The organism is Curtobacterium sp. MCBD17_035, from assembly GCF_003234815.2.
GTDB lineage: Bacteria > Actinomycetota > Actinomycetes > Actinomycetales > Microbacteriaceae > Curtobacterium.
In genome coordinates this window covers 2,429,491-2,450,285 of the sequence record NZ_CP126279.1, presented here as the reverse complement: position 1 = coordinate 2,450,285, position 20,795 = coordinate 2,429,491, and the positions used below count along the sequence as shown (strand labels likewise).

Below are 20,795 nucleotides of genomic sequence, written 5' to 3'. Positions count from 1 at the left end.
CACAAACAAGGGGCGAGCCGCGTCGAGCTGTGTCATGCAGACGGCCGTCCGCTCGTGCCCGCGTGCACCGGATCCGATGACCCGAACTCGGGTCCGGTGCGCCTCCTCCCGTACGGCGGATGTGACAACGCGACGGCGGTGACCCTCGTGCGTCCGTCCGGCCGCGCCCCGGTAGCATCCAGCGATGGCCCACACGTCCAGCCGACGAGACCGCTCAGCGCGCGAGGAGCGGTTCCGCGGACGGATCCTCGGCGTCGGGACCACGTCCGGGCACCGCATCGTCGTCGGGATGTGGCAGGACTCCCCGTTCCGGCACTTCACCGACGTGTTCGTCGAGTTGCCCGACGGCAGCAGCCTGCTCCTGGCGCCGGACGAACTCGTCGAGCGGTACGTGTCGAGCACCTACCGGTTCGACGCGACCCGGGTCGTCGATGTGCACCTCGTTCGAACCACACGTGGCCTGGAGTTCGACGCCGGACCGCTCCACCTCGAGGTCACCGTCGGCGCGATCACACTCCTCGGCCGGTTGCTCCGGCTCGTTCCGCGGAGGATCGCCACCGATCCCCGATGGCTCGCGATCGTCGATCCGGTCGCGCGCCTGCTGGTGCGCGGGGCGGGGACCGCGGGTTCTGCCGGGGGAGGTCGGCGGGAGTACTACGGCGTGACCGGCGCTCATGCGGTGACCGCAGTGACGGGCACGTGGGACGGCGCTGACCTCGGCACCCTGACACCGCTCGACCCGCCGGTCCGGTTCGGCTTCGCCTCCATGCCCGCCACGCCCCAGGTCGTCGACGTCGAGACCGTGATCCGCGGGCCGGGCGTGGGGACCGACTGACTCGCCGCGGGCGCGGGAGGTCCCGGGGAACTCCGCCGGTGACACCCCCGACCGAGCAGACCGGCTTCAGGAGGATCGGTGCCGGTCGGGTGTCGGGCCTCTCGGCTGGCGCCGTTTTCCTGAGTTGTTGGTTGATCTCCCGCCTGCGGTCGATGGTTCAGGAGGATCGGTGCCGGGCGGGTGCCGGGCCTCCCGGCTGGCGCAGTTTTCCTGAGTTGTTGGTTGATCTCCCGCCTGTGGTCGACGGTTCAGGAGGATCGGTGCCGGTCGGGTGTCGGGCCTCCCGGCTGGCGAGGTTTTCCTGAGTTGTCGGTTGATCTCCCGCCTGCGGTCGACGGTTCAGGAGGATCGGCGCCGGGCGGGTGCCGAGCCTCCCGGCTGGCGCCGTTTTCCTGAGTTGTCGGTTGGTCTGCCGCCCCTGGTCGACGGTTCAGGAGGATCGGTGCCGGGCGGGTGCCGGGCCTCCCGGCTGGCGCCGTTTTCCTGAGTTGTCGGCGCTGCCGAGGAGGCGGGGCGACGGGCTCAGGCTCGGCCCTCCGGGCTGTTCGGAGGTCGTCACGTGGGTTGGTCTCGACGCGCCGCCTCGGTTGATCTGCCGCCTGTGGTCGACGGTTCAGGAGGATCGGTGCCGGTCGGGTGTCGGGCCTCCCGGCTGGCGAGGTTTTCCTGAGTTGTCGGCGCTGCCGGGGGAGGGGGCCCAGATCAGCACAGACGACAGCCGCGCCTCCGGGAACTGCGGTCCCCGGCGCCACACCCCGGGAACCGCACCCCGCGGAGCCGCGAGCCGCACCCCGCGGAGCCGCGAGCCGCACCCCGCGGAGCCGCGGAACCGCACCCCGCGGAACCGCACCCCGCGAGCCGCGAGCCGCACCCCGCGGAGCCGCGAGCCGCGAGCCGCGCCGGCGGGGGTCCGGGCAGCCACCCCGTCAACCGACCGCGCGCGCCTGCCCGACGAGCACGACCAACACCACCACGAGGCCGACGAGGACCATCGCGCCCTCGAGAGCCGCGAGCGTCGCGAGCCGGTGCCGCACGTGCCGGACGGCGAACCGCACGACGAGCATGGCGACGAACAGCGCGAGCACGAGCACGAGGCCGGTCCATCCCACGGCGGGCACGAGCAGCCCCATGAGCCACATCACGAGCCCGACGACGATCGCGGTGATGGCGCCGACCACGACCCAGATCGTGCCGTCCGAGGTCGTCAGGGCTGGCTGGTTCCGGACCAGGGTCGGGTCGTCATCGTGCGGACCGGTCATGGCCGGGACCGTACTCCCGGCGCCGTCGACCGGACCCAGATCCCCGAGTCGGTGGACCACCGCCAGCGGGCCGGTCCGCGTCCGCCTCTGCCTCTGCCTACGGCGGCCCCATCAGCCACAGCACCGCGATGAGCACCGGCTGCCCGACGAGCGCCCCGCTGACCATGATCCATCGCGCCCACGGCCGCGCGACGAGTTCGGGCGACCCCGTCAGCGGCGCGAGCGGCATGAGGAGCCGCGGGGTCGAGGCCATGGGGATCGACACGGCGAACACGTACAGCGCGTACGCGGCCGCGAACACGACGGTGACGAGCCCGAGCTCGCGCGTGGACCGCCGGGACAACCACACGCCGTACGCGACGGCCATGGCGATGACGAGCAGCACCCCGCCGACACCGACCCAGCGGGCCGCGGTGAGGAACCAGGGCGAGAGCGGCACGAAGTGCACCCGACCGATGAAGTTGACCCACCACGACATCTCGGTGTCGAGGTACGCGTTCGGCCGGCCGGTGGCATGCGACGCGATGACCGGCCACGCGACACCTGCGGCGGCGGTGACGAGTCCGGTCCCGATGACGGTGAGTCGCTCGCGCACGGGGAACGACCCGCGGTCCCGGACGTACCGGACGAGGGCGACCACCCCGAGTGTGAGGGGGATCGCCAGCTCGCCGGGACGGGTGAACGCCGCCACCATCGAGAGCAGGGTGAGTGGCAGGTACCGCCGCCGCTGCATGGCGAGGAGGGCACCGAACACGAGCGCCAGGAACATGCTCTCGGCGTACCCGACCTCGAGCAGGAACGAGAGCGGCCCGAGGCAGAAGAAGAACACGGCCCACAACGCGGCGGTGCCGCCGGCGCGCTCGCGGACGAGCGCGTGCAGCAGGTATGCGGCGACGAGGCCGGCGATGGTGGCGATGAGCGGCGCGCCGATCCGGAACGGGAGGCCCGTGGAGGCCGTCAGCATCCGGATCGTGAACGGGAACGCCGGCAGGAACGCCCAGTTGTTCTGCATGACGTGTCCGAGGGCGTCCGTCGGGAGCACGGACGGGTACCCGTGCAGGGAGATGTCCTCGTAGTACTGGCCGTCCCAGCTCGTCAGGAACGTCAGGAACCCGTGGTCGTTGCCCCGGATGGCGTTCGCTGGCTGCGCCCGCACGATGAGCGGGTACACCAGGGCGAGCCACGTGGTCGACAGCATCCGCGACGCCGCGAACAGGACGAGGACCACCGCCCATGCGGGTGTGCTGACGGCGAGGTCGGCGAGGCGGTTCCGGGAGGGACGGGCGACGACCGAGACGGCGGCGGGCCGAGCGGGGCGCTCGAGTTCGTCGGGGCCCCTCATGCAGCCACCTCACCGCGGGCGGGTGGCACCCTCCGAGCAGACCTCACGCCGCCACGATAGACGGCGTTCCTGGGGGGACCGCCGGGGCACGCGCGTCGGACTACGCTCGAACGGAGATGAGCGAGGCGACGACGCAGGCGCAGACCGGACGACGGCGACGGAGCGCGACGGCCCTGGCCGTCCTCGTCGCGGGCACGTACTTCATGGAGCTGCTCGACGGCACGATCGTCAGCACGGCGGCGCCGGCGATCGGGCGGGACCTCGGCGTCGACTCGGCGGCGGTCGGCATCGCGATCACGGCGTACCTCGTGACCCTGGCGGTCCTCATCCCCGTGAGCGGATGGGTGACGGACCGGGTGGGGTCGCGCACGGTGTTCCTCGGCGCGATCGTCGTCTTCACCGCCGCGTCGGGGTTGTGCGCCGCGGCGGACTCGCTCGCGACCCTGACGGCATGGCGGGTCGTCCAGGGTCTCGGTGGCGCGCTCATGGTGCCGGTCGGGAGGCTCGTGGTGCTCCGGAGCGCGGGCCGCGACCGCCTCGTGACCGCCATCGCGATCCTCACGTGGCCGGCGTTGGCCGCACCGATCGTCGCGCCGTTCCTCGGCGGGGTGCTCGTGGACGCGCTGTCCTGGCACTGGATCTTCCTCGTGAACCTGCCGATCGGCGCGGTCGCACTCGTCGCCGCGGCCGTCCTCGTGCCGCAGGAGCGTGGCGCCGAGCGCGTGCCCTTCGACTGGGTGGGCGCGGTGCTCGCGTGTCTCGGGCTGGGCGGCCTCGTGGTGATGGCGTCGCTGCTGTCCCTCACCCACGTGCCGGTGGTCGCGGCGACGGTCGCGGGCGTCGTCGGGGCGGTCTGCTGCTGGCTCGCGGTGCGACACCTCCGCCGGGCGGACCACCCGATCCTCGGGCTCGACGCACTGCGGCTCGAGACCTTCCGGGTGTCGCATGCCGGGGGCTCGCTGTTCCGGCTCGGTGTGTCGGCGGTGCCGTTCGTCCTGCCGCTGTTGTTCCAGGACGCCTGGGGCTGGTCCGCGGTCGCGGCGGGGTCCGCGGTGCTGTTCGTGTTCGTCGGCAACCTCGGGATCAAGCCGACGACGACGCCGCTCCTCCGCGCGTTCGGGTACCGGCCCGTCGTCATCGGCTCGACGGCGACGGCCGCGGTGTCCGTCGTGCTCATGACGTTCCTGACGCCGACGACGCCGTTCTGGGTGCTCGCGGTCCTGCTCGTGGTGAGCGGTGCCGCACGTTCTGTGGGGTTCACGGCGTACAACACGATCGCGTTCGCGGACGTCGAGCCCACGGCGATGACGCCGGCGAACACGCTCTCGTCGACGCTGCAGCAGGTGGCCGCCGGGTTCGGCGTGGCCGTGGCCGCGGTGGTGCTCCGCGCTGCGGCACCGCTCGGCGGCCCGGGGTCCTCCGTGCCCTACGACGCGGCGTTCGTCGTCATCACGGTGCTGCTCGCGGCAGCGTGCCTCGAGGGCGTGCTCATGAGCCGCGACGCCGGGTCAGCGGTGCGTCCGGCTCGCCGCGCGGCCGCCCGTTGAGCGGAGGCGCGACGAGCGGCGCGCCGCCGAGTGGTGCGCGCCGCGGGAGGATCCGCACCACCGGGCGATGCGTGGGGGAGGACCCGCCACGCGAGCGGGTCCTCCACGGTCTCACTGCTCGGGGCTGCCCGAGTCGACGTCGTCGCCGAGGTCGGCGTGGTCGTTCGTCCCGTGCAGGCCGTCGGGCATGTCCTCGGCGGACTGCTGGCGTTCGTCGGGCGCGTCGGTGTCCGGCTGCTCGGGCGCCTCGGGCGTGGTGGACTCTTCGGCAGGGTCAGGCTGGCTGTAGCTCATGACCCGAACGGTAGGGCCGGGCCGCTCCGCCGTCCGTCATTCACGGCCGGGGTCCAGGTGCCCCGTACCCTCGGGCGCCTCGCGGCGATACAGTCACAGCGAGCGCTTGCGTACCGGGGGTACGGTCCGAAGGCGGCGCCGGGGCCCTGCCCTGGCGCGCGACCACCAGGTCGGACGAACGACGAACGGCAGGATGCGAGGCGACATGCAGGGCGGAGAGCAGCGAGCCATCCGAGTGGTGAGCTACAACCTGCGCGAGCACACCGCGAACGGGGAGCTGGCCGCACTGGCGGAGGCGTCCCAGGCCGACGTGCTGTGCGTGCAGGAGTGCGACAGCAACGACCTGGCGCCCGAGGTCGGGGGGCTCACCCTCGCGGCGTCGACGAGCGCGAATCGGCTCGGGCTCGCGATCTACAAGCGCGACGACCGGTTCGATGTGCGCGACTTCACGATCCACTCGCTGCAGAAGTCCCTGCACGACCGCGTCCTGGCGCCCGCGCACGAGCGGCTCATCGCGATGCACCTCGAGGACCACGAGGCGGACGCGGAGGTCATCGTGGCGTCCTTCCACGCCTCGCCCCTGACGGCGACGAACAGCCTGCGGCGCAAGCAGATCGAGGCCGCGCACCAGTTCGTCCGTGACCTGTCGAGCGAGGCACCGGCGATCATGGTGGGGGACTTCAACTACCCCTGGTTCCAGACGAACCTCCGCAAGAAGATCGAGGAGCACGGCTTCGCCCTCTCGTTGAGCGACCAGCCGACCTACCTGCGGTACCGCCGGTTCACGGGGCACTTCGACTTCGCGACGAGCGTCGGTCTGCACATCGCGGGCGTCGAGACGCTCCCCGCGGGCATCTCGGACCACCGTCCGATCCTCGTCACCGCCCACTACGAGGCCCCCGCGATCAGCGGCGCTCCGTCGTCGGTCGCCGAGCCGGCGGCCTGACCCGCGCCATCCGCCGGGCCGGGAGGCGCGGTGCGAGCCGGTCCCGGCCCTCCCGTCCGTCGCGCCGGACGGGAGGCGTGGTGCGGGCCGGTCCCGGCCCTCCCGTCCGTCGCGCCGGACGGGAGGCGTGGTGCGGGCCGGTCCCGGACCTCCCGTCCGTCGTCAGCGCCGGAGCGTCGCCTGCGCCAACCGGTTGCCGACTAACTGGCCGAGCTGCACGATGACGACGATCGTCGCGACCGAGATGTACACGATCCACCAGTCGTAGCGCTGCGACCCGTAGGTGATCGCGTACTCGCCGAGGCCGCCTCCACCGACCAGGGCGCCTTGCGCGGTCATGTCGACGATGCCGACGAAGATGAAGGTGTAGCCGAGCACGAGCGGCCCGAGTCCCTCGGGGATGAGCACCGTCAGCACGATCGCCAGCGGGTGCGCGCCGGCCGACCGCGCGGCCTCGACGACGCCCGGGTCGAGGGACACGAGGCTCTGCTCGACGATCCGGGCCACGGCGAACGCCGCCGCGAGGGAGATCGCGAACGTCACCGCGGGCACCCCGATCGTGGTGTCGACGACGCCTCGGGACAACGGTGCGACGGCGGCCAGGAAGATCACGAACGGGATCGGCCGGACGATGTTCACGATGACGTTGAGGACCGTGAAGACGCCGCGGTGTCCGAGCAGGTTGCCCGGTCGAGTGGCGTACAGGGCCAGGCCGAGCGCGAGCCCGATGACGCCCGCGACGACCAACGAGACGAGCGACATGACGAGGGTGTCCCGGATCGAGGACAGGTACACGTCGATCGTCGTCACGAACCCCTGCAGTCCGGTGGTCATGAGCGGGCCTCCTCCGTTGTCGGGCCGTCGGCGATGTCCGGCGTCGGGGCGGTCGGTCGTTCCTCGTCCGCGGTGACCCCTGCCTGCCGGAGTGCCGCGAGTGCGCGGTCGACCACGGCGTCCGCGCCGGAGAGCTCGTAGGTCAGCGCGCCGATGCGGCGCTCGCGGATCTCGCTGACGCCGCCGTACACGAGCTCCGCTCCGACGCCGGCCGCGGCGAACACCGCGTCGATCCGCGCCTGGAGGCCGTGCTCGTCCGTGATCCGCACGGTCACGAGCCGGCCGGGGTGGCGGTCGCGGAGCCGGGTGAGGGTCGCCGCGGAGGGCCGGTCGTGCAGCGCCGATCGGACGAATCGACGCGCGGCCTCGGTGCCCGGCGCCGAGAAGACGTCGTACACGTCGCCGACCTCGACGACGCGGCCGCGCTCCATGACGGCGACGCGATCGGCGATCTGCCGGACTGCGTCCATCTCGTGGGTGATGACCATGATCGTCACCCCGAGCTCGCGGTTCACGCGGCGGAGCAACGACAGGACCTCGGTGGTGGTCTCGGGATCGAGCGCGCTCGTGGCCTCGTCGGCGAGGAGCAGCGGTGGGTTCGTGGCGAGCGCCCGGGCGATGCCGACCCGCTGCTTCTGCCCGCCCGACAGCTGCTCGGGGTAGGCGTGCGCGCGGTCGAGCAGACCGACGAAGTCGAGGAGCTCCGCCACCCGGCGGTCCCGTTCCTCGCGGCGGACCCCGGCGACGCGCAGGGGGTAGGCGACGTTGCCCGCGACCGTGCGCGAGCGGAACAGGTTGAACTGCTGGAAGATCATGCCGATGCGGCGTCGGGCCTGACGCCGGTCGCGTTCCGGCAGGCTCGTGAGCTCCTGACCGGCGACGGTGACCCGTCCCGACGTCGGCAGCTCGAGCGCGTTGACGAGCCGCACGAGCGTGGACTTGCCCGCACCGGAGTAGCCGATGATGCCGAGGACCTCGCCCTCCTCCACATCGAGGGTGACGTCGTCGACCGCGACCACGGGGTCGTCGTGGTCGCGGCGGACGTAGCGTTTCGAGACGGCCTCGAGGCGGACGAGCGCGGGCATGGGTCCTTCCGGTGGGGACGGGCGGACGCGCACGGCTCGTGACCGTGCGCGTCCGGGGTGGGGCGGGCCTCCCGGCTGGTGGGCCGGAGGGCCGACGGGTCAGCCCTGTGCGGCCTTCGCGTCCTGTTCGACGGACCGCAGCTCGTGCTGCAGTTCGGTCGCCGACGTGGAGCGCACGACCGCGTCCGGGTAGTCCTTCAGGAACACCTTCTGCACGGCGCTGTCGTGGAACAGCTTGGCCAACGCGAGGTACGTCGCGTCGTGGACGTCCGCCTTGCGCGCCGCGAACACGTTCACGTACGGGGCCGCCGAGGTGCTCGACGGGTCGTCCTGGTAGATCGCGTCGTGCTTCGACAGGCCCGCAGCGGTCGCGTAGTTGTTGTTCACGACGGCACCGTCCACCGAGCCGTTCTGCAGCGCGTTCGCCGTCTGCGAGGCGTCGACCGTCGTGACGTCGACCTTGTGCGACGTGATGTCGGCCGTCGTCGAGAACGCGCTCCCGCCGTCCCGGAGCTCCAACAGGTGGGCGGACTGCAGCACGAGCAACGCCCGGGCCTCGTTGATGGCGTCGTTCGGGATCGCGATCTTCGCGCCGTCGCTGAACCCCGACGGCTTGCTGACCGTCGTCGAGTAGAGCGGCAGCGGGTACACGGCGGTCGCGCCGATCGGCTGCAGCGTGTCGTGCGCCGTCACGTCGTAGTTCGCCAGGTACTGGATGTGCTGGAACTGGTTGAGGTCGACCTGCCCCTGCTTGAGCGCCGGGTTCGGGAGGCTGTAGTCCGAGAAGTTGACGAGCTTGACCGTCACGTCGAGTCGCGACTTCGCGAGCTTGGTGTACGTCGCCCAGTAGGGCAGGGACTTGTCGGCCACGCCGATCGTGACGGTCCTCGGCGCCGCGGAGGACGAGCCCGACGACGCGGTGTCGTCCCCGCCCCGGGTGGCGGCGACGACGATCGCGACGATGATCGCGACGACGACGACGATCGCGGCGATGATCCAGCCGAGGGGGCGTCGGCGGCGGGGGCGGTCGGGAAGGGTCGGTGCGGCGGACATCGGTGCTCCTGGTGCTCGGTGTGCGGTGGTGCGTCGTGCTGCTGCGTTCCGGCCGGTGCTGCGGCAGAACGTGCCTCCACTGTGCAGGCGCCTGTGGGGAGGGTCCACTCGCGTTCCGTCGTGTTACGGCGGAGTCCCTCGGGCGAGCGCGGGGTGGGCGGTGTCCCTCGGGCGAGCGCTCCACGAACGGGGGACTTGGCCGGCCCGCGACGGCGTTGCACGATGATCCAGCCCACCGCCCCCGCCCGTCCCTCGGGCCCACACCGGAGAAGACCGATGCCGTTCGTCCCCACCCTCACGGAACCGTTCCGCACCCAGCTCGTCGCTGCCGCTTCCGCGCGCGCCGCTGACCCGACGACCACCACCGCCTTCGTCGACTTCGTGCGACGCGAGTACCACGCGACGCAGGACTTCGAGCGCACCGCCGACGTCGCCGCGATCTGGGCGGCGTTCACGCACGTCCGCCCCGCGCGGTCCGTCCCGTCCGTCGCCACCGCGTCCGCCGCCTGACCGCAGCGGGCCGCCTGACCGCAGCGGGCTGCCTGGCCGCAGCGGGCTGCCTGGCCGCAGCGGGCTGGTGCGGCGTGTTCCGTCCGCGCCCGTCGGCATCGGTCGGCAACTCAGGACCGGGCCTCCGGGCCGGGAGGCGCGGCGGAGGTTCCGCACGATCCTCCTGATTCGTCGACCGAGGCGGGCCGGGCCGGGGTCGGCGCGGGCCGGTGCCGTTGCGGCGAGGGCCCTCCAGCGCCGGTTCGGGCGGCTGCGCGCGGGTGCGCGCCTGCACGCGGCATCGGTCGACAACTCAGGATCGGGCCTCCCGGTCGGGAGCCGCGGCGCGGGTTCCGCACGATCCTCCTGATTCGTCGACCGAGGAGGCGCGGGCCGGGGTCGTCGCTGCCGCTTCCGCGCGCGCCGCTGACCCGACGACCACCACCGCCTTCGTCGACTTCGTGCGACGCGAGTACCACGCGACGCAGGACTTCGAGCGCACCGCCGACGTCGCCGCGATCTGGGCGGCGTTCACGCACGTCCGCCCCGCGCGGTCCGTCCCGTCCGTCGCCACCGCGTCCGCCGCCTGACCGCAGCGGGCCGCCTGACCGCAGCGGGCTGCCTGGCCGCAGCGGGCTGCCTGGCCGCAGCGGGCTGGTGCGGCGTGTTCCGTCCGCGCCCGTCGGCATCGGTCGGCAACTCAGGACCGGGCCTCCGGGCCGGGAGGCGCGGCGGAGGTTCCGCACGATCCTCCTGATTCGTCGACCGAGGCGGGCCGGGCCGGGGTCGGCGCGGGCCGGTGCCGTCGCGGCGAGGGCCCTCCAGCGCCGGTTCGGGCGGCTGCGCGCGGGTGCGCCTGCACACCGGTGCCTGTCGACGAATCAGGTCCGGGCCTCCCGGCCGGGAGGCGCGGCGCGGGTTCCGCACGATCCTCCTGATTCGTCGACCAGCGACGGGGGCTGGCCACGCTTCGCGCGCCCACGGCCCACGGCCCACGGCCCACGGCCCGCGCGCCCGCGCCCCCGCCGCGCGCGGCCGCACCACGGGCGGGCCCACATCCCGGGTAACGAGCATGTGAACGGACCCAGGGAGACGACCCCAGAACGGGGCACGCGACGGGGAGGCCCGGACCGGCTCGAGCGCGTCCCCCGGCTCCCGGAGAACGCACGTCCTCCGGACGCTGCCGAGGGGTGCAGGACGAGTTCGGAAGCGCCCCGAACGGGGTACAAAGCCGGAGCGGTCGGAGGTCAGGGTCCGTCGATCGCGACCACGATGACGCCCGTGCCACGGAACCGGCCACAGGTCGCCGCGCCGCACAGCGCGCAGTCGGTCCCGCGCCGGTAGTGCTCGTGGGCCTGCCGCTCGTGTCCGCAGACGCACCGCTCGCGGGGGTCGACGTCGCGACGTGCCATCGGGTCCTCCGGGCGTGGATGGAACTGGGCGGGGCGGATGGTTCGACCAGGTCGGCCGTTGTCGATCCTATCCGCCGGACTCGCCCCTCATCGGGGGGCGATCGGGGGACAACTCGGGTGCTCATGGGGGTTCCCGGAGAACGGTCGCTCCCCGTCCGTGAGGAGCCCGGACCGCGCCCGTCCTCCAGGACTCCGGCCCGGCGCCGCGGACGCCGACCCGCGTGTACCCCGACCGCGCAGGGTGGACAGGGGGCTCTTGTCCCTCGGGGGCGGGGAGCGTATGTTCCTGCTCACCACCACCCTTACCCGAGGGTGGCGAGGATCAGCTCCGGCCGGTCGGTTGCTCACCCGAGAACCCGAACCCGAACCGCCGACCGTGTCGACGTTGATCCACGCTGCACCACGAGGGCAGAAGGCTGCCCTCGCCGACCCTTCCCTGGCCGGCCGTACCGACCCGTCGGTGCGGGTCGATCGCGGAGGGGTCCAGACCGGCTCCCGAGGCCGGTCGTCACCCGAACCCGAAAAGTGGACACAGCATGAACCCGAACTTGCCTGCGCCCCTCAACGCCCCGATCCCGGCGGAACCGACGATCAGCATCGTCATCCCGGCACGGAACGAGGCGAAGAACCTGGCGCTCGTCCTGCCCACCCTGCCGCCGGTGCACGAGGTCATCCTCGTGGACGGCGACTCGATCGACGGCACCGCCGCGACCGCGAAGGCCGTGATGCCCGACATCCGCGTCGTGTCCCAGACCCGGCGCGGCAAGGGCAACGCCCTCGCCTGTGGTTTCGCCGTGGCGACGGGTGACGTCATCGTCATGTTCGACGCCGACGGTTCCGCCGACCCCACCGAGATCCCGCGCTTCGTCGAGGCGCTGGTGGCCGGGGCCGACGTCGCCAAGGGCTCGCGCTTCCGCCTCGGCGGTGGCAGCGAGGACATCACCGGCGTCCGTCGCGTGGGGAACGCCGGGCTCAACGTCCTGACGAACCTGCTGCTCGGCACCGACTACACGGACCTGTGCTACGGCTTCAACGCGTTCCGGCGGTCCGTGCTCCCGCACCTCGACCTGCCCGCCGTCGACGCCGCGCCCGCGGCCGACGGCCGGATGCTCTGGGGTGACGGGTTCGAGATCGAGACGATCATCAACTGCCGGATCGCGTTCGCCGACCTGGCCGTCGTCGAGGTCCCGAGCGTCGAACGACTGCGGATCCACGGCGAGAGCAACCTCAACGCCGTGTCGGACGGTTTCCGCGTGCTCAAGACGATCCTCGACGAGCGCACGCGCGGCCTGGCCGCTCGCCGCGTCGCCCGGACCGCCGCGAGGACCAGATCGGTGCACCCCGCCGGGGGCGCGATCGCGGTGCCGGCGCGTCAGCGTCGGGACGTCGCGTGACGGTGTGGAACCCCGCCGTCAGCGTCGTCGTCTGCGCGTACACGCAGCGACGGTGGGGTGACCTCCAGGACGCCGTCGACTCCGCGCTCCTCCAGCCGGAGGCCACGGAGGTCGTCGTCGTCATCGACCACGAGCCGGAGCTCCTCCGCATGGCGCAGACGCGCTGGCCGCACCTCACGGTCGTGGCGAACCGTGGTCCCCAGGGTCTGTCCGGTGCTCGGAACACCGGCATGCACGTCGCGTACGGAGACGTCGTCGCGTTCCTCGACGACGATGCCACCGCGGCCGAGGACTGGCTCCGTCATCTCGTCGCCTCGTTCACCGACCCGAAGGTGATCGCGGTCGGCGGGCGGGCGGAGCCGGTCTGGCCCGCGGGTGCCCGTTCGGCGATGTACCCCGACGAACTCCTCTGGATCGTCGGTTGCAGCCACCGCGGCCTCCCCGAGGAGCTCGCCGAGGTCCGCAACGTCCTCGGCTGCTCGATGGCGTTCCGGCGTCGTCCGGCGTTGGCCGCGGGCGGCTTCGACACCGACACCGGTCGCGTCGGCGCGGTCCCGCTCGGCGGCGAGGAGACGGAGCTCTGCATCCGCCTCCGGCAGCAGGACCCGGAGGCGCGCATCCTGCTCGACCCCCGAGCCGTCGTGCACCACCGGGTGAGCGCCGACCGCGCCACGTGGTCGTACGTCCGCAGTCGGAGCTACCACGAGGGCATCTCGAAGGCGATCCTGGGCCGCAAGCTCGGCCGCGAGGACGCCCTGTCCAGCGAGACCGCCTACGCCGCGCACGTGCTGCCCGCCGCCCTCGTCCGCGAACTCGGCCAGGTGGGGCGCGGTGGTGCGCGCCGCATCGCTGCGATCGCCCTCATGGCGGCGGCGACGATCGCGGGGTACCTGCGCGCGGCACGGGCGACGCCGACGCTCGGTGCCGCCACGGTCCTCCCGTCCGTCCCCATGGTGACCGGGCCCGCGTCATCCGTTCCGGCCCTCCCGTCCGTCGGTCTGGAGGCGCGACACCCGTCCGCCCCGCAGCTCCGCGGCGAGGTGGTGTCCGGGTGAGCGACCAGGTCCTCACGCCCGCCGTGTCGACGCCGGCACGCACGACCATCGGTCGTCGCGTGACGCTCGACTCGATCTGGATCCTCGCCGGCTACGCCGTGACGAGCGCCTCCGGGTTCGTGTTCTGGGTGGTCGCGGCGCGGATCATCCCGCCGGGGAAGCTCGGCGTCGACACCGCGATCTTCTCGATCTTCACGGCCGCGGCGCAGGTCGCGGCGTCCGGGATCGGGGACGCCCTGCTCGTCATGTTGCCGGGGCTGCGTCGCTGGCGCCGACCGCTCTACCGCGTCGGCGTCCTGACCGCGGTGCTCGTCGCGACGGCCGCCGGGGTCGTCGCGGGCGTGCTCGTCGTCCGGTTCGTCGACCCCGCCGCCCCCGCGTGGTCGGTCGTGCTCGGCGTCACGCTCTCGAGCGTCGTGTGGACGCTGTTCGTCCTCAAGGACCCGGTGCTCACCTCGCTCGGTGGGGCCCGGCTCAACCTGACGATGAACGGTCCGGTCAACCTCGCCAAGCTCGCGCTCATCCCGGTGCTCGTCGCACTGGTCGGCGCGGTCGGCAACCCCGTGCTCGTCGCCGCGGTCCTCCCGGCGGCCGGGGCGCTCGTCGTCGCCTACGGGATCCTGATCCCCCGGAGGATGCGCACGTTCGTCCCGGTCGTCGGGAACGCCGCGGAGCCGGGCCCGGAGGTCGCTCCCGCGTCCACCGACGAGGAGCGGCCGTTCCGCCGGTTCGCAGCCTTCGCGGGCCGGGTCGGCGTCGCGAACGGCCTGTACCTCGGTGGGGTGCTCATCATGCCGTTCCTCGTGACGACCGTCGCGGGCAGCGCGCAGGGCGCCCTGTTCGCGCTGTGCTTCCAGATCGGGCAGGTGCTCGACCTCGTCGTCATCGCGATCGGCACCTCCATGGCGACCCACGCGTCCACGAACCGCAGCGAGGCGGGCGCGCTCGCGTTCCGCACCTGGCTCGCCGTGGTGACCATCGTCGGGCTCGGGGTGGTCGCCCTCGTCGCGCTCGCGCCGTTCGTCCTCGGTCTCCTCGGGCACTACTACGTCGCCGCCGGTGGCGTGGCGGTACTCAGCACGCTCGCGATCGGCTCCGTGCTGCGGACGGCGTACGAGGTGTGGGGGTCCATGCAGCGATCGCTGCACCGCACCACTGCGGTCCTCGTCGTGAGCGCGTCGTCGACCGTCGTCCTCGTGCCCGTCGCGATCCTGTGCATCGGCGCCTGGGGCGCGCTCGGCGGGGCCATCGCGATGGTCGTCACCACGGTCGGCCTCGCCGCGGTGGGGTTCGTCGGGCTCCTCCGCGCCCGACGCGCGCCGGGCACGGGCCGACACAGCGCCGTCGCCTCGCCCGCCCCGATCACGGGAGGCGCCGCGTGACCATCGGAACCGACCGCGTGCTGCACCGTCCCATGACGAGCCCCGTTCCTCCCGTGTGGGCCGGCGCCCTCTGGGTCGGCGACCTCGACGTCCGCGAGCTCGACGACGCCGTCGCCCGGGACACCGAGGTGCTGCGGCTCGACGGCGCCGAGGGCTACCGGGGTGCCCGGCTCCTCGTCCGTCGCGGCGACACGGTGCTCGGCTTCGTCGAGGTCCCGGTCGTGGCCGGGGGCCTCGCGATCCCGGTGCTCGCCGACGCGGCCGCGCGGTTCGACCGGGGTGCCGCGGAACGCGCGGAGTCCTCGGCGCCGGACACCACCGCGGCGACCGTGACCGTCGTGATCTGCACCCGCGACCGGGCCGACCAGCTCCGGGACGCCCTGCGGAGCGTGCTCGCGGTCGACCATCCGGCGTTCGACGTCGTCGTGGTGGACAACGCGAGCGCGACGACGGCCACCGCGGACCTCATCGCGAACGAGTTCACGGACCCGCGTGTGCGCCTCGTGCACGAGGCGGTCCCGGGGCTGTCGAGCGCACGGAACACGGGCCTCCGACACGCGACGGGCGACGTCGTCGCGTTCACGGACGACGACGTCGTGGTCGATCCGGGTTGGTTGACGGCGATCACCCGTGCATTCGCGAGCGCGCCGGACGTCGAGTGCGTGTCGGGACTCGTGCCGAGCGGCGAACTCAGGACCCCGGTGCAGCGGTACTTCGACGACCGCGTGTCCTGGTCCCGGAACCTGCGTCGCCGCGAGTTCCGGCTCGCCGAGCAGCCCGCCGACCTGCCGATGTTCCCGTTCTCGGTCGGCGAGTTCGGCACGGGCGCGAACTTCGCCCTCCGTCGGCGCACCGCTCTGGAGCTCGGCGGGTTCGACACGGCGTTCGGCGCCGGGACCCGCACGGGCGGCGGCGAGGACCTCGACGTGTTCACCCGGGTGCTGTTCGCCGGCGGGGCGCTCGTCGTCGACCCGTCCGCGCTCGTGTGGCACCGCCACCGCTCCGACCTGGCGGCGCTCCGATCGCAGGCGAAGGGCTACGGCGTCGGGCTCGGCGCGTGGCTCACGAAGGTGGCCCTCGAGCCCCGCATGGCGGCCCGCGCGGCCCGTCGTGCGCCCCAGGCCTTCGTCCGGCTCGTCGGCAAAGGCGCCGGCGGGCTGGCGGAGGGACCCGAACACGCCGTCGGCGGCACGGACCCGAGTCCGCCGCCGACGGTGGGGTCCGCTCACGCCGGCAGTGTGACCGCGATGTTGATGGGCTCGACCGCCGCGGCCGTTCCGACCACCGCCGGTTCGACCGCCGCGACGGCCCTGACCGAGCCCACGGCGCTCGTCGCGACCCCGACGCACGAGGAGCTCGCGCGCGAGGTCCGCCGCGTCGGCCGGCTCGAACTCGCGAGCGTCCTGCTCGGTCCCGCCCGGTTCCTCCGGCAGCGGTGGGACGGAGCGACCGTCCTCGACCCCGCGTCGCGCACCGCGGTGACCGACGCCGGCGCGCCGGCCACGGCCTCCACCATGCCGATCCGACGCCCCACCCCCTGGGGAATCGTCGCGGTGCTCGTCGCCCTCGTCGGGCTGACCGCACTCGTGCCCGACACCGCGGAGTGGTGGCGCGGCATCGCCGTCGGCGCCCTCGTGCTCGTCGGACCGGGCGCGGCCCTGCGGACCTGGATCGACATGCGACCCTCGACGACCGTCGTGGTGGTGCCCGCGACGGGCATCGCGGTCACGATCCTCCTCACCGCTGCCATGGCGGCCACGGGCATCTGGGGCGTGGACGGGGCGCTCGTCGTGATCGCACTCCTGACCGCCGCCGGCGGCCTCGACCGGTGGGTCCTCGCGGGACGGCGACCCGAACGCCGCACCGCCCATCGGTCGAGGGTCCCGCGGTTCGAACGCTGGCTCACCGAACGGGCCAACGTCATCCGTGGCCGCCTGCGTCCCGTGCGCCGCCACGGACGCGCCGAGGAGGGAGCCTCGTCGTGACGACACCGACCCTCCTCCTCGCGGGCCTGCGGGCCACCGGGTTCCGGTCCGCCAGCGTCACCGTTCCGCGGTCGCGCGCGCACCTCGTCGTGGCGACCCGGCTCGTCGTCGTGGCGGCACTCGTGGTGGCGGTGGTGTCGATCCCCGCGATCCCGTCCGCGACGCACACCACCCTCGGGCTGCTGTTCGCCGGCGTGCCCGGCGTGCCGATTGCGATCGGCCTGTCCGGCCTCGGGTTCGTGCTCGCGGTCCGGTCGGGCTCCGTCGTGGACGCGTGGGTGGCGACCGTCGTGTCGGTGCTGTGCATGCGCCTCCCGATCGCCCTCGGGGCCGGCGCGCCGATCTACAGCTGGACCTACAAGCACCTCGGGGTCGTCGACTGGATCCAGCACCACGGGCACGTCGCCACGGGGGTCGACATCTACGCGGGGTGGCCCGGTGTGTTCGCGGCGATCGCGTGGTTCTCGACCGCCACGGGGATCTCGCCGGTGTCGATCGCGCAGTGGTTCGAGGTCGGCGCGGACATCGCCCTCGTCGGCGCCGTCGGCGCCCTCGCACGGTCCCTCGGGACGTCGCGACTGAGCGCCGTCACCGCCGCGTTCATCGTCGGCGTCGCGAACTGGGTCGGCCAGGACTACCTGTCTCCGCAGGCCGTGTCGTTCCTCCTCGGGATCGTCATCGTCACACTCCTGGTCCGCAGCCGCACGCGTCCGGTGCTCGGATGGCTGACCCTGCCCCTGTTCGCCGCGATCGCGGTGTCCCACCAGTTGACGCCGTACTGGCTGCTCGTCGTCGCGGCCGCGTTCGGCGTGCTCGGCACGGTCCGGCCGCGGACGATCGTCGTCCCGTTCGGGATCCTCGCCGGCCTCATGGTGCTGCTCAACTGGCACCTCGTGCAGGAGTACACGACGGGGCAGGCGTTCGACCCGCTCGCGAACGCGCAGACCGCGTCGACCGGTGCCGGCAGCATCGGCATGACGGTGACGGCACTCGCGGCGCGGGCGGTGTCCCTCGGCGTCTGGGGGTCGGCCGGGTTGCTCGTCCTGGCCGGGCTCCGTCCCGACCGCTTCGGCGGCACACGGCTCCGCCGCTGGAGCACCCTCCGGCTGGCGGTGGTCGCCTTCGCGCCGTTCGCGCTCCTCGCCGGGCAGAGCTACGGCGGCGAGGCCATCTACCGCGTGTTCCTGTACTCCGTCCCCGGCTGCGCCGTCCTCATCGCGCCGGTGCTCGTCCGGTGCATCCGCGCGGGCGTCCGGGGCCGCGTCGACATCCGGACGGGAGGCGCGGTCCACGCCCGTCGATCGAGGAGCGCCGTGCTCGCCGGTCGACTCGCCCTGACGGGGACGGCGGTCGCCGTCGTCGTGGCGTCGCTCGCATCCGGGCAGGCGGTCTACGGTGCCTGGTTCTCCAACCTCGTGACGCCGGCCGAACTCAGCGTCAGCACGCAGCTGCTCGAGACCGCGCCCGTGCCGTCCCAGCTCCTCGCGCCCGCCGCCGCCGGACCCGGGCGGATGACGGAGCAGTACGTCGACCAGGCGCGCGTGGACCCGCAGTTCGACGCGAGCATGACGACCTGGGCGGGGTGGGCCGGACAGTCCTTCCGGGACCCGGCCGTCGAGCAGAAGCTCACCACGGCCCTCCGGGGCGGCGGGCGCCCGGTCTACATGCTCATCACGGACCAGATGGTCGACTGGGCCGAGTACAACGGCACGTACCCCCACGGCGCGCTGCAGCGGCTCAGCGGACAGATCGCTGCGGACCCGCGCTGGACCACCGTCGTGTCGGCGCCCGGCGTGGTGCTGTACCGGCTGACGGGGACGACCTCGTGACCGCGATCGCGCGTCGTCCGGACCGCGTTCTGCCGACACCGACGGCCGTCCGCGTGAGCGCTCCCGCCACCGAGCGGCGGTGGGAGGACGCTCGTGCCGACCCCGACACCTGACGCGTTCCCCGTCGCCCGGATCGTCGAGCACGGCGGCGTGCCCCTCCACGACCGCACCACGCGACACGGCGGGACGGCTCGGCACGGGGGTTCGGCGCTCGCGCGTGCCTCGGACGGCGGGCGCACGATCCCGGTCCCACGGCGGCGTCGCCCCCTGCTGTGGATCGTCGTGCTCGCCGGGGTGGTCGTCGTGGCGCTCGTCGTCGCCTGGGCCGTCCGGCCGCGAGGAGGAGACCCGGTGACCCAGCCCGCGCCGACCCCGAACGGGACACCGTCCTCGACCCCGAGCCCGTCCGGCGTCGTGCGCGACGACTTCGACGGCACCGCGGGGTCTCCGCCCGACCCGTCCGTCTGGACCGCACAGACCGGGGCCGGTGGCTGGGGCAACGGCGAACTGCAGACCTACCAGGCGGCGAACGGCGTGCTCGACGGCAGCGGGCACCTCGTGCTCACCGCGCACGTCGGGGGCACCCCCGCCACGCCGACCTACACCTCGGCCCGGCTGACCACCGCGGGCAAGTTCTCGTTCACCACCGGCACGCTGTCCGCCCGGATCGAGCTGCCCGACGGCCAGGGGCTCCTGCCCGCGTTCTGGTTGCTCGGCTCGGACGTCGACCACGTCGGATGGCCCGCGGCCGGTGAGGTGGACATCGTCGAGACGCCGAACACCACCGCGGACTCGGTGCACACGGTCCACGCGCCGAGCACCACCTCGGACACCCAGGACGTCGCGTCGAGCACGACCGTCCACCACAGCACACCGCTGAGCGACGGCTTCCACGTGTACTCGGTGTCGCGCACCGCCGACAGCATCACGACCGCCATCGACGGTCACACTGCGATGCGCATCACCCGCTCCACCGCTCCGCCGACCATGCGCTGGGTGTTCGACCAGCCGATGGACGTCCTGTTCAGCCTCGCCGTCGGCGGGAACTGGCCCGGTCCGCCGGACGCGTCCACCCCCACGACGTCACGGATGGTCATCGACTGGATCCAGGTGGATTCCCGAGCCTGACGATCGTGGTTGGCTCGGGGCATGCCCATCGTGTCGACCCCCGTCGCCGACCTCGAGTACCACGACGACGGACCGGCCGACGGCACCCCGGTCCTGCTGCTCCACGGGTTCCCCGACACGCCCGCGACCTGGGACGGTGTGCTCGCGCTCCTGCCCGACGACGTCCGGGCGATCCGGCCGATGCTCCGCGGAGTGGGTGCGAGCCGGGTCCGTGACGACGCCGCCGACGCCCGGTCCGGTCAGGTCGCCGCGCTCGCCGCCGACGTCCTCGACCTGGCCGACGCGCTCCGACTCGACCGGTTCCTGCTCGTCGGGCACGACTGGGGCGCCAGGGCCGCGCACGCCGTCGCCGTGCTCGCTCCCGAGCGACTCACCGGACTCGTCACGATCGCGACGCCGTACGGGGACCGGGGACACCTGAGCGCGGCGGAACGACTCGACGACGCGGCGGTCGCCTGGTACCGGTACTGGCTCTGCACCGAGGCCGGCGCGCGGGCCTTCCGCACCGACCCCACCGCGCTCGTCCGGTGGGCCTGGGCCAACTGGTCCCCCTCGCTCCGGCTCGACCCCACCGAGGAGCAGGCCATGCTCGGGGCGTTCGACACGGACGAGTTCGCCGCCGACGTCGTGCACTACTACCGACACGGTGCGGGCGAGGCGCCCGGCTCGCCCCGGTACGCCTCGACCCAGGCGCTCCTCGACACGTGGCCGGCGATCACGGTGCCGACGACCTTCCTCATCGGCACGGCCGACGGGTCCGAGACCCTGCCCGCAGCCCGGGGCAACGAGGCGTCCTTCGCGAGCGGACGCGACCTCGTCGAGCTCCCCGGCGTGGGCCACTTCGTCCAGCGTGAGGACCCCGTCGCCGTCGCCGCCGCGGTCCGCGCACACCTCGACCGCGTGCGCCGCGCCGCCGACGCCTGAGG

At 73.2% G+C, this 20,795-nt stretch carries 19 protein-coding genes; 12 read left to right on the top strand and 7 right to left on the bottom strand.

What is annotated here, in order from left to right; genetic code table 11:
• Window positions 1-184: 184 nt before the first annotated feature.
• On the top strand, window positions 185-835 hold the full coding sequence (locus DEI93_RS11575; protein ID WP_111027601.1) for a hypothetical protein: 651 nt from the start codon (window positions 185-187) through the stop codon (window positions 833-835).
• A gap of 926 nt (window positions 836-1,761) precedes the next feature.
• On the opposite strand, the gene DEI93_RS11570 is transcribed toward DEI93_RS11575, so the two are convergent.
• Both DEI93_RS11570 and DEI93_RS11565 read right to left on the bottom strand, forming a co-directional pair.
• Window positions 1,762-2,094 carry a hypothetical protein gene (locus tag DEI93_RS11570; protein WP_146244130.1) on the bottom strand — a complete coding sequence of 111 codons (333 nt, stop codon included), beginning with the start codon at window positions 2,092-2,094 and terminating at the stop codon, window positions 1,762-1,764.
• Between the two features lie 97 nt (window positions 2,095-2,191).
• Window positions 2,192-3,436, bottom strand: coding sequence for a mannosyltransferase family protein (locus DEI93_RS11565; protein ID WP_111011608.1), 1,245 nt, complete (start codon window positions 3,434-3,436; stop codon window positions 2,192-2,194).
• A 116-nt stretch (window positions 3,437-3,552) separates the two neighbouring features.
• Between DEI93_RS11565 and DEI93_RS11560 the strand changes: the two genes are divergently transcribed.
• Entirely contained in the window at window positions 3,553-4,983 is a 1,431-nt protein-coding gene (locus DEI93_RS11560; protein WP_111011607.1) for an MFS transporter, read from the top strand.
• Between the two features lie 111 nt (window positions 4,984-5,094).
• Here DEI93_RS11560 and DEI93_RS11555 read toward each other — a convergent pair whose 3' ends face one another.
• Window positions 5,095-5,277: a hypothetical protein gene (locus tag DEI93_RS11555; protein ID WP_111011606.1), complete on the bottom strand. Its 183-nt coding sequence runs from the start codon at window positions 5,275-5,277 to the stop codon at window positions 5,095-5,097.
• A 205-nt stretch (window positions 5,278-5,482) separates the two neighbouring features.
• Between DEI93_RS11555 and DEI93_RS11550 the strand changes: the two genes are divergently transcribed.
• Window positions 5,483-6,223 (top strand): endonuclease/exonuclease/phosphatase family protein, encoded by a 741-nt coding sequence (locus tag DEI93_RS11550; RefSeq protein WP_258368790.1) that lies wholly within the window; start codon window positions 5,483-5,485, stop codon window positions 6,221-6,223.
• A 162-nt stretch (window positions 6,224-6,385) separates the two neighbouring features.
• Here DEI93_RS11550 and DEI93_RS11545 read toward each other — a convergent pair whose 3' ends face one another.
• From DEI93_RS11545 to DEI93_RS11535, 3 genes are all read right to left on the bottom strand, one after another.
• Window positions 6,386-7,057 (bottom strand): methionine ABC transporter permease, encoded by a 672-nt coding sequence (locus tag DEI93_RS11545; protein ID WP_111120631.1) that lies wholly within the window; start codon window positions 7,055-7,057, stop codon window positions 6,386-6,388.
• The gene (locus DEI93_RS11540; protein ID WP_111120632.1) at window positions 7,054-8,142 is read right to left on the bottom strand and encodes a methionine ABC transporter ATP-binding protein; all 1,089 of its coding nucleotides are present in this window, start codon (window positions 8,140-8,142) and stop codon (window positions 7,054-7,056) included. The genes DEI93_RS11545 and DEI93_RS11540 overlap by 4 nt, the downstream gene beginning before the upstream one ends.
• Window positions 8,143-8,241: 99 nt before the next feature.
• The gene (locus DEI93_RS11535) at window positions 8,242-9,195 is read right to left on the bottom strand and encodes a MetQ/NlpA family ABC transporter substrate-binding protein (RefSeq protein WP_284158421.1); all 954 of its coding nucleotides are present in this window, start codon (window positions 9,193-9,195) and stop codon (window positions 8,242-8,244) included.
• 276 nt (window positions 9,196-9,471) lie between these two features.
• On the opposite strand from DEI93_RS11535, the gene DEI93_RS11530 reads away from it, so the two are divergent.
• On the top strand, window positions 9,472-9,705 hold the full coding sequence (locus DEI93_RS11530) for a hypothetical protein (protein WP_111011648.1): 234 nt from the start codon (window positions 9,472-9,474) through the stop codon (window positions 9,703-9,705).
• 440 nt (window positions 9,706-10,145) lie between these two features.
• On the top strand, window positions 10,146-10,274 hold the full coding sequence (locus tag DEI93_RS11525) for a hypothetical protein (RefSeq protein ID WP_284158420.1): 129 nt from the start codon (window positions 10,146-10,148) through the stop codon (window positions 10,272-10,274).
• 657 nt (window positions 10,275-10,931) lie between these two features.
• On the opposite strand, the gene DEI93_RS11520 is transcribed toward DEI93_RS11525, so the two are convergent.
• A complete protein-coding gene (locus DEI93_RS11520; protein WP_181434970.1) occupies window positions 10,932-11,096 on the bottom strand; it encodes a hypothetical protein in 165 nt (54 codons plus the stop codon).
• Between the two features lie 536 nt (window positions 11,097-11,632).
• On the opposite strand from DEI93_RS11520, the gene DEI93_RS11515 reads away from it, so the two are divergent.
• The 7 genes from DEI93_RS11515 (at window position 11,633) to DEI93_RS11485 (ending at window position 20,793) form a co-directional block, all read left to right on the top strand.
• Entirely contained in the window at window positions 11,633-12,490 is an 858-nt protein-coding gene (locus DEI93_RS11515; protein WP_111011649.1) for a glycosyltransferase family 2 protein, read from the top strand.
• Window positions 12,487-13,545, top strand: a complete 1,059-nt coding sequence (locus DEI93_RS11510; protein WP_181436141.1) for a glycosyltransferase family 2 protein — start codon at window positions 12,487-12,489, stop codon at window positions 13,543-13,545. Before DEI93_RS11515 ends, DEI93_RS11510 begins: the two co-directional genes overlap by 4 nt.
• Window positions 13,542-14,927, top strand: a complete 1,386-nt coding sequence (locus DEI93_RS11505) for a lipopolysaccharide biosynthesis protein (RefSeq protein WP_111120695.1) — start codon at window positions 13,542-13,544, stop codon at window positions 14,925-14,927. The genes DEI93_RS11510 and DEI93_RS11505 overlap by 4 nt, the downstream gene beginning before the upstream one ends.
• Window positions 14,924-16,912 carry a glycosyltransferase family 2 protein gene (locus DEI93_RS11500; RefSeq protein ID WP_220037917.1) on the top strand — a complete coding sequence of 663 codons (1,989 nt, stop codon included), beginning with the start codon at window positions 14,924-14,926 and terminating at the stop codon, window positions 16,910-16,912. The genes DEI93_RS11505 and DEI93_RS11500 overlap by 4 nt, the downstream gene beginning before the upstream one ends.
• Window positions 16,909-18,741 carry a hypothetical protein gene (locus DEI93_RS11495; RefSeq protein ID WP_111120697.1) on the top strand — a complete coding sequence of 611 codons (1,833 nt, stop codon included), beginning with the start codon at window positions 16,909-16,911 and terminating at the stop codon, window positions 18,739-18,741. Before DEI93_RS11500 ends, DEI93_RS11495 begins: the two co-directional genes overlap by 4 nt.
• Window positions 18,742-18,834: 93 nt before the next feature.
• On the top strand, window positions 18,835-19,869 hold the full coding sequence (locus DEI93_RS11490) for a glycoside hydrolase family 16 protein (RefSeq protein WP_111011653.1): 1,035 nt from the start codon (window positions 18,835-18,837) through the stop codon (window positions 19,867-19,869).
• Between the two features lie 21 nt (window positions 19,870-19,890).
• Window positions 19,891-20,793 carry an alpha/beta fold hydrolase gene (locus DEI93_RS11485; protein ID WP_111120699.1) on the top strand — a complete coding sequence of 301 codons (903 nt, stop codon included), beginning with the start codon at window positions 19,891-19,893 and terminating at the stop codon, window positions 20,791-20,793.
• The last annotated feature ends 2 nt before the right edge of the window (window positions 20,794-20,795 follow it).